This is a genomic window from Terriglobales bacterium, assembly GCA_035487355.1.
Taxonomy (GTDB): Bacteria; Acidobacteriota; Terriglobia; order Terriglobales; family Acidobacteriaceae; genus QIAW01.
In genome coordinates this window covers 1-6,907 of record DATHMF010000007.1, presented here as the reverse complement: position 1 = coordinate 6,907, position 6,907 = coordinate 1, and the positions used below count along the sequence as shown (strand labels likewise).

6 protein-coding genes and 1 tRNA gene are annotated in these 6,907 nt (G+C 55.4%); 5 read left to right on the top strand and 2 right to left on the bottom strand.

Going from position 1 to position 6,907, the window contains the following annotated elements:
* Positions 1-114 precede the first annotated feature (114 nt).
* The 5 genes from VK738_01665 to VK738_01645 all read left to right on the top strand — a co-directional run bounded on the left by VK738_01665 (position 115) and on the right by VK738_01645 (position 2,744).
* Positions 115-711 (top strand): O-acetyl-ADP-ribose deacetylase, encoded by a 597-nt coding sequence (locus tag VK738_01665; protein HTD21329.1) that lies wholly within the window; start codon positions 115-117, stop codon positions 709-711.
* Positions 712-735: 24 nt separating this feature from the next.
* Positions 736-1,488 carry a triose-phosphate isomerase gene (tpiA, locus tag VK738_01660; protein ID HTD21328.1) on the top strand — a complete coding sequence of 251 codons (753 nt, stop codon included), beginning with the start codon at positions 736-738 and terminating at the stop codon, positions 1,486-1,488.
* A gap of 117 nt (positions 1,489-1,605) precedes the next feature.
* Positions 1,606-1,690 (top strand) — tRNA-Leu (locus VK738_01655).
* Positions 1,691-1,719: 29 nt separating this feature from the next.
* Complete coding sequence (gene secG / locus VK738_01650; GenBank protein ID HTD21327.1) at positions 1,720-2,022, top strand: preprotein translocase subunit SecG; 303 nt, start codon at positions 1,720-1,722, stop codon at positions 2,020-2,022.
* Positions 2,023-2,114: 92 nt separating this feature from the next.
* Positions 2,115-2,744 (top strand): MBL fold metallo-hydrolase, encoded by a 630-nt coding sequence (locus tag VK738_01645; protein ID HTD21326.1) that lies wholly within the window; start codon positions 2,115-2,117, stop codon positions 2,742-2,744.
* A gap of 76 nt (positions 2,745-2,820) precedes the next feature.
* On the opposite strand, the gene VK738_01640 is transcribed toward VK738_01645, so the two are convergent.
* Complete coding sequence (locus VK738_01640; GenBank protein ID HTD21325.1) at positions 2,821-4,122, bottom strand: hypothetical protein; 1,302 nt, start codon at positions 4,120-4,122, stop codon at positions 2,821-2,823.
* The coding region (locus tag VK738_01635; protein ID HTD21324.1) for a protein kinase at positions 4,094-6,907 on the bottom strand (2,814 nt) is incomplete at its 5' end. The genes VK738_01635 and VK738_01640, both read right to left, overlap by 29 nt.

The following is a 6,907-nucleotide window of genomic DNA, read 5'->3' as shown; positions in this document are numbered from 1 at the left end:
AGCAAGAAGATCACCCACATCTCCACCGGTGGCGGCGCGTCGCTGGAGTTTCTGGAAGGCCAGAAGCTACCGGGGGTCGAGGCGCTGACGGAAAAATAATGGTCAAATACAGCCGTGCCTGAGAACTTATTTCGCGTTATTGTTGCGCCGGGAAAAGCTGTTTTCCTGGTACGCGGAGACATCACCCTGGCAAAGACCGGTGCCATTGTGAACGCAGCCAACTCATCGCTGCTCGGAGGGGGTGGAGTTGATGGAGCCATCCACCGCGCAGGTGGACCGGCGATTCTGGAAGAGTGCAGGAAGGTCCGCAGCACCCAGGGGTCCTTGGCGACCGGCAAAGCAGTCGTGACAACAGGCGGCAAACTGGCTGCGCGCTACGTGATCCACACGGTTGGTCCGGTGTGGGATGGCGGCAATCGGGGTGAAGCCGAATTACTGGAAAGCTGTTACCGCGAATCCCTCTTGCTGGCCGAAAAGCTGGGGTTGCGAACCGTTGCATTTCCATCGATTTCGACCGGAGCTTTTGGCTATCCGGTAGAAGAGGCGGCGGCGGTTGCTCTGCGGGCCGTGGTCGAAACCTTGCAGCAGCTCAATTCAGTTGCGGAGGCGCATTTTGTTCTATTCGACGAATTTACACTGGAAGTTTACCGCAGCGCTGCGCGCCAGCTTTGGTCCTCCGGCAAGTTTCCCGTGATCAGGATCGATAGTTAGAAATCTTCTGAATGAACCTTAATTATGAACCGAAAAAAACTGATTGCCGCCAACTGGAAGATGTACAAGACACCCACACAGGCCGAAGCATTTGTCGGCGCCTTCTTGCCGCAGGTTTACGGACACACGCGGGATGAGATTGTACTCTGCCCACCTTATGTTTGTATCCCCACGGTTGCCGAGTTGGTGCGCGATACCAACGTCGGCGTGGGCGCGCAGAACATGTTTTGGGAAAAAGAAGGGGCCTATACCGGAGAGATATCCGCCGCCATGCTGCTGGCGGTGGGCTGCAGCCACGTCATTCTTGGGCACTCCGAGCGGCGGCAATATTTCGGCGAAACCGATGACATGGTCAATCGCAGACTCAAAGCCGCACTCGCTGCCGGGCTTACGGCCATCGTCTGCATTGGCGAAGTCCTGCAGGAGCGTGAAGCCGGCATCACAGATGACGTCTTACGTCGTCAATGCGAAAATGCGCTACGGGAAATTTCAGGCGACCAGGTCGCCAAATTTACCATCGCCTACGAACCGGTGTGGGCGATCGGAACAGGAAAGACGGCAACCCCGCAGATCGCAGCCGATGCGCATCGCGTGATCCGCCAGCAGGCCGCCCTGGCCCTGGGAGACGATGCCGCCCAAAAGCTGCGCATCCTGTACGGCGGAAGCATCAAGCCGGAGAACGTCAAGGCGCTGATGTCGCAGGAAGAGATTGACGGCGGGCTGGTAGGCGGGGCGAGCCTGGATCCGGCGTCGTTTGCCGCGATTGTGAAGTGGTAAAAAAAAACAGCTTCGAGTTTCAGGTTTCGAGTTTCAAGTTGGAGCTCCCAAGAGGGTCAAAGTTCGCCCCTAAGCCCCTGCTATAATAATTGTTTGGTTAAAGAACCAAAGACACCTGCGGAAGTGGTGGAACTGGCAGACACACCATCTTGAGGGGGTGGCGCCGAAAGGCGTGGGGGTTCAAATCCCCCCTTCCGCACCATAAAATTCAAAGTAAAGGTCCAGGAAATTATGTTTTATCTGGTTTTGAGCGTACACGTATTTGTTTGTCTTTTTCTGATTATCGTCGTGCTTCTGCAAAGCGCGCAGAGCGGCGACCTGGCGGCAGCGTTTGGCGGCCAAGGCAGCCAGACCGCATTCGGACCGCGTGGAGCAGCCACGCTCATGACCAAGCTGACCACCTGGTGCGCCATTATCTTCGTGCTGACTTCCATCACGCTTTCCATCATGGAAAGCAAGAAGAGCGGCAACAGCGGCTCCGTGCTCTCGGGGCAGAAGCCGGCGACTCAACAATCGCAGCCGGCCAAGAAGTAGGCTTTCAGAGTTTTACAAGAATCGCGGGCCGAGTGCCTGCGATTTTTTATTGTGCGTTAGCCGCGAAAAATTCAGGCGATCGCGAATTACTTATGATCCATGAAATTTTCCCAGTAGGGCCGTTGCAGTGCAATTGCTCGGTTGTGGGCGATGAAACCACACACGAGGCCATGGTCATTGATCCGGGAGATGAGATTGGGCGAATCCTTGAGATCGTGAAGCGGCACAATCTCACCGTCAAGCAGATTGTGGTAACGCATGCCCACATTGACCATGTGGGCGGAGCGATGAAGCTCAAGCAGGCGACCGGCGCGCCCATCTTGTTAAACCAGAATGATTCTACCCTGCTCAAAATGCTGGATATACAGGCCGCATGGGTGGGCATGGCCGTACCCGAGAAAGTCCACATTGACCAGAATCTCGCCGATGGGGATTCGCTCAAAACGGGAAGCTTGGCCGCGACTGTGCTGCATACTCCCGGACACACCGAGGGCAGCGTTTGTCTCTATTTCGCGGAAGAGAAAAAGCTGATTGCAGGTGACACGCTGTTTGCCGGAAGCATTGGACGCACCGATCTTCCCGGCGGCTCATTCCAGAAAATCATGAATTCCCTGCACCACCGCGTTCTGGCTTTGCCCGATGAAACGCTCGTTGTTCCCGGACACGGCTCGCTCACCACGATTGGCAAAGAGCGGGAAAGCAATCCGTTTTTACAGAAATAGGTTTAACCACACAGGGCACAAAGGGGTTGTGTTCGCCGGATCCACGGCGTTTCATCAGCTTCCGACTAAAATTGGGCTAACTCGTGCTCTTGAAGACCTGGATGATCTTAGGAGAGACCATCTTTTCCGGAGGGTTGAAGCCTGGGGTCTTCTTGGCCATGCGGAAGTCGGCTTCGGCATCGGAGTAGAGTTTCTTCTGATCTGGCTTTTCGCCGCCCAGGTAGTAGCGGGTAAGCTTGGAGGCGGCGCGATAGAAATAAGCGAGCGCTGATTTCCCTCCATTCAACTCAATGTAATCTTTAATATGGACTTCGGCCTCTTCGTATGCGCCTTTATAGAATTCTCCGATGCCATTGGCCAGCATTCTGTCGGCATCGGCGCTGGCAACCGCGTTGGAATCTTTGGGTAGCGACTCGAGTCCAGCTTTGGCTGCCGCGTTGGCGGGATTCTCCGACAGAATTGCCATGTACTTTCCCTTGGCAGTACCGATGTCGCCTTTTTTCTTGGCGGCATCCGCGTCGCGCATCAATTTATCAATATCAAGCTTGGGCCGGGAAGGCTCCACGATAGCAGCAACAACGTGGTTTACCGGAGGATTGTTATTGGCCGGCGTCGGCGTGCTCAGAGGAGTACTCTCGCTCGCCATGAGCGACCGCATTTGGGAAATCTTGCTCTGCGGATTGCCGGGGCCATCCGCTTTGATGCTGGCGGCCTGAGTGTAACCATCAACTGCGCTTTTGTAATCTTTGCTGTTCGCGTGATTGTCGCCATCCTGCATGGCCTGGTTGTACTGCAGGATCTTATTGAGATAGGACTGGGCGTCAGGCTGGCGCTTGCCGGAAATCTGGCCAAACAGGCCCTGGGCGGTGCTGAAGTTATTGCCGTTATAAGCCTGGACTGCCTGATCGAATTTGGCGCTCATGGCAGCATCATTGTTGTTTTGAGCTGCAGCGGCGCGGGCGGCGGCATCTTTGCGTGCTTGGGGGATTTTTAAATTTAGATAGTTCTGTGCATCAGAAAGATATTGGCCGCTGCGAATGTTGCGGAATTTCTGCTCCGCCTGATCGTAATCCCCGGCATCGAATGCTTTCACGCCATCGGAGTACCTGCCTTCGTTTCGTCCTTCTTCTTTCAGCAGCTCAGTCTTGATATTGTCGCAGTTCTGCTTGGCATCTTTATAGCTGGGGTCCTCTTTAGCGACCGAGCAATAAAGCTTCATAGCCTGTTCATTTTGCCCAGCGGCTGCGGCTGCCTGTGCAGCCTTGTAGTCGTCGTCTTTTTTGCTGGCCCAGACGGGCAGGCAAAGGCTGAGCGTGAGTGCGCCGCAAAGAGCATACCGACATACGCGATTAATTTGATTGCAGGATCTGGTCAACATCTATTTTCTCAAAGACCGGGGTGTACGTACCCGGCGCATCATTGGTTACGTTGATCTTTTCCGACTGCTCTTCCCCATTCGGGCCGGCGACCACTACTGTATATTCGCCCGGACCCACCGGGACACGAATCGGCGTAGGCTGGTTTACCTGAATGACGTTTCCCGCACTCGAGGTCACGGTCTTGACCGTGCCCCAAGGCACACCATTAATTTCAATATAGCTGCTGGACGCCGAGGGCACGGCGATTTTGTTCTCGTAGAACCAGTAACCGCCAATACCCGCCGCTAACAATACAATCACTAAAACAATCATCCCCACCGGCGATTTCTTGGGCGGAGGCGCCACCTGACGTTGTGGCGCCATGGTTGGCACACGCTGCGCTTGGGGCTGAGCTGCACGCGCCGTGGCTGGAGCGGCAATTACTTCCGTCGAGCCGGAAACCATGGTCGCCTGGTTATCCGACCCGGCAACAATGGTCTTGCCCAGATCGGCTTCCTTCTGGAGCCGATCGGCGCCGGCGGTGGCATCTTTCTTTAAGGTCTCAAACTGTTTTTGCAGTTCGGGCGGAGCGGCTGTAACCAGCGCGCCCACCGATTCCAATTCTTTCAAAGCGGCGATGTACTGGCGGGCGAGCAGCAATGTGCGCGCATCTTTAACGGCTTTATCGACTTTGGTCTTGGCTACTGCAACCCGCTTGGCCTCCAGATCTACCACTGCCTGTTTGATTTCCGGGGCATCACCATAGGTCTTCTTGCAGGCCTCCAGAATGTTGCTGGTGCCTACGAAGTCGTTCTTATCGAGTGAAGTCTTGGCTTTCTCGAGACCTCCCCTGATTCCCTTGATCTTGTCTTGTTCAGTGCGGGCCTTTTCGAGAGTAGCGGTGAATTCGGGCTTGCGAGCAAACGCTTTTGGTTGCGACTCAAGGAAGGCGACAGCCTCATCCACTTTGCGGGTCTCAAGCAGCTTCTTGGCTCTGACAATCGCGGTTTCAACCTTCTTATTGAAGTCCTCGATGCGCTGCCGGGCGTCCGTCAAAAGCACGCGCAACTCTTCGTTATTAGGAGACTGCTTGGCGGCGGCTTCGAGCACCGAGACAGCCTGCTCATATTCCTCTTCGGCAAGCAGGTGTTGAGCTTCTTCAGCGGCGGCGTCCACTTTTTTGCGTTGGGTAAGAGCAGCAGCTTCCTCGCGCACAAGCTGCAATAGTTCCTGGATCTCAGCCGAGCCTTCGATTTCAGTCTGTGCAGTCTCCAGTACTTTGATCGAGGCCTCGTAGTCTTTTCGGCGACGCGCCTCGTTGGCCTTCTGAATGTAATCGGTCTTGGTCTTTTCCGTCTTTTCCTGCTCGGCGCTCTCGCGCACGATGGCAAGCAGCGACCGCAGGCGGCTCTCGCCGGGAGCTTTTTGTGACGCTTTCTCCAAAGTTGCCAGGGCTTCGGCAGCTTTGCCCGCATCGAGCAGCTTGCGCGCGGCAGCCATCTGCTCTTCTACAAATTTCTTCTTCTCGCCGGCCTCGCGCTGCTTATCGGTAAGCGCTTTGAGCTTCAGCAAACCGGGATCATTGGCAAACTTCTGCAGCGCTAGCTCAACTTTGTCGCAAGCCGCCTGGTATTCCTCCCGCGAAAGAGCATCTTCAATTTCATTAGCAAATTTTTCCAGGTCTTTGCGGCGGGTCTCTTGTTCTCTTCCTGAAGAAGCCAGCTTCATGAGCGCGGCAATTTCAGGGCTGCCTGAGTCTATGCCTTCCGCTTTCTTCAGCACCTCAAACGCGGCTGTGAACTGGCGCGCGGAGATATCTTTGCGGGCCTCATCCAACAGGTTTTGCAACTGTTTTTCTTTGCTCTTCTCCGAAACTTCCTTGCTGATGGAAGTATGCAGGTTCCTGACCTGGGTATTGTCAGGATCGAGCGCCAGCGCCTCTTCCGCCGCCTGCAATGCGGCATCCAGATCGCCGGAATGCTGTGCGGATTCGGCCTTGCGCAGCGCGGCGTCTAACTTTTCCTGGCGCTGCTTGGCGGCCAGCACCACGTCACGCAAATTGATCAGCTCGGTATTCGACTTGTCGAGCGTCAATGCCTGTTCGGCATAAGACAAGGCGTCGGAATACATCTTGTGCGAAAGCGCCCCTTCTGCATTGGCCCGCAACTGCTTGATCTGCTCGCCGCGCACCTGGCGCTGCAGCCGCTGCTGCACTTCCTGCATCAGCTCCTTGGCGACGGCATGCTGGGTGTCAACTTTCAGAATAAGTTGCAGAATTTCCTTGGCCTTGGTCAGGTCGGCCTTGGCGATAGAGGTCTTGGCACGCTCCACGTAGTCGCTGACCATGAGGCGTTTCAACTGCTCCTGCACACGCGAGAGATCAAAGGCAAAATCATCGGCCGTGGCGTAACGGTCTTCACGGTCTTTGGCCAGGGCTTTTTTCATGACCTCATCAAGGTCGGGCGGGTAATTCTGAATGTAATTTTTCAGCGGCGGCGGATCTTCATGGATGATCTTCAACAGTGTCGAAGCCGTATCTTTGCCATCAAACGGCAGCGACCCGGTGAGCAACTCATACAGCATCACCCCGGCAGAGAAGATGTCGGCGCGGCCATCCACCACCTGGGCATTGATCTGCTCGGGTGACATGTAGCTGATGGTGCCGACCACCTGGCCGGTGCGCGTCATGGAATTGTCGCCGATGCGGGCAATGCCAAAATCCACCAGCTTGCAGTTGCCGTCTTTAAGTACCATCAGGTTGGCCGGCTTGATGTCACGGTGGACGATGCCACGCTGATGAGCAAA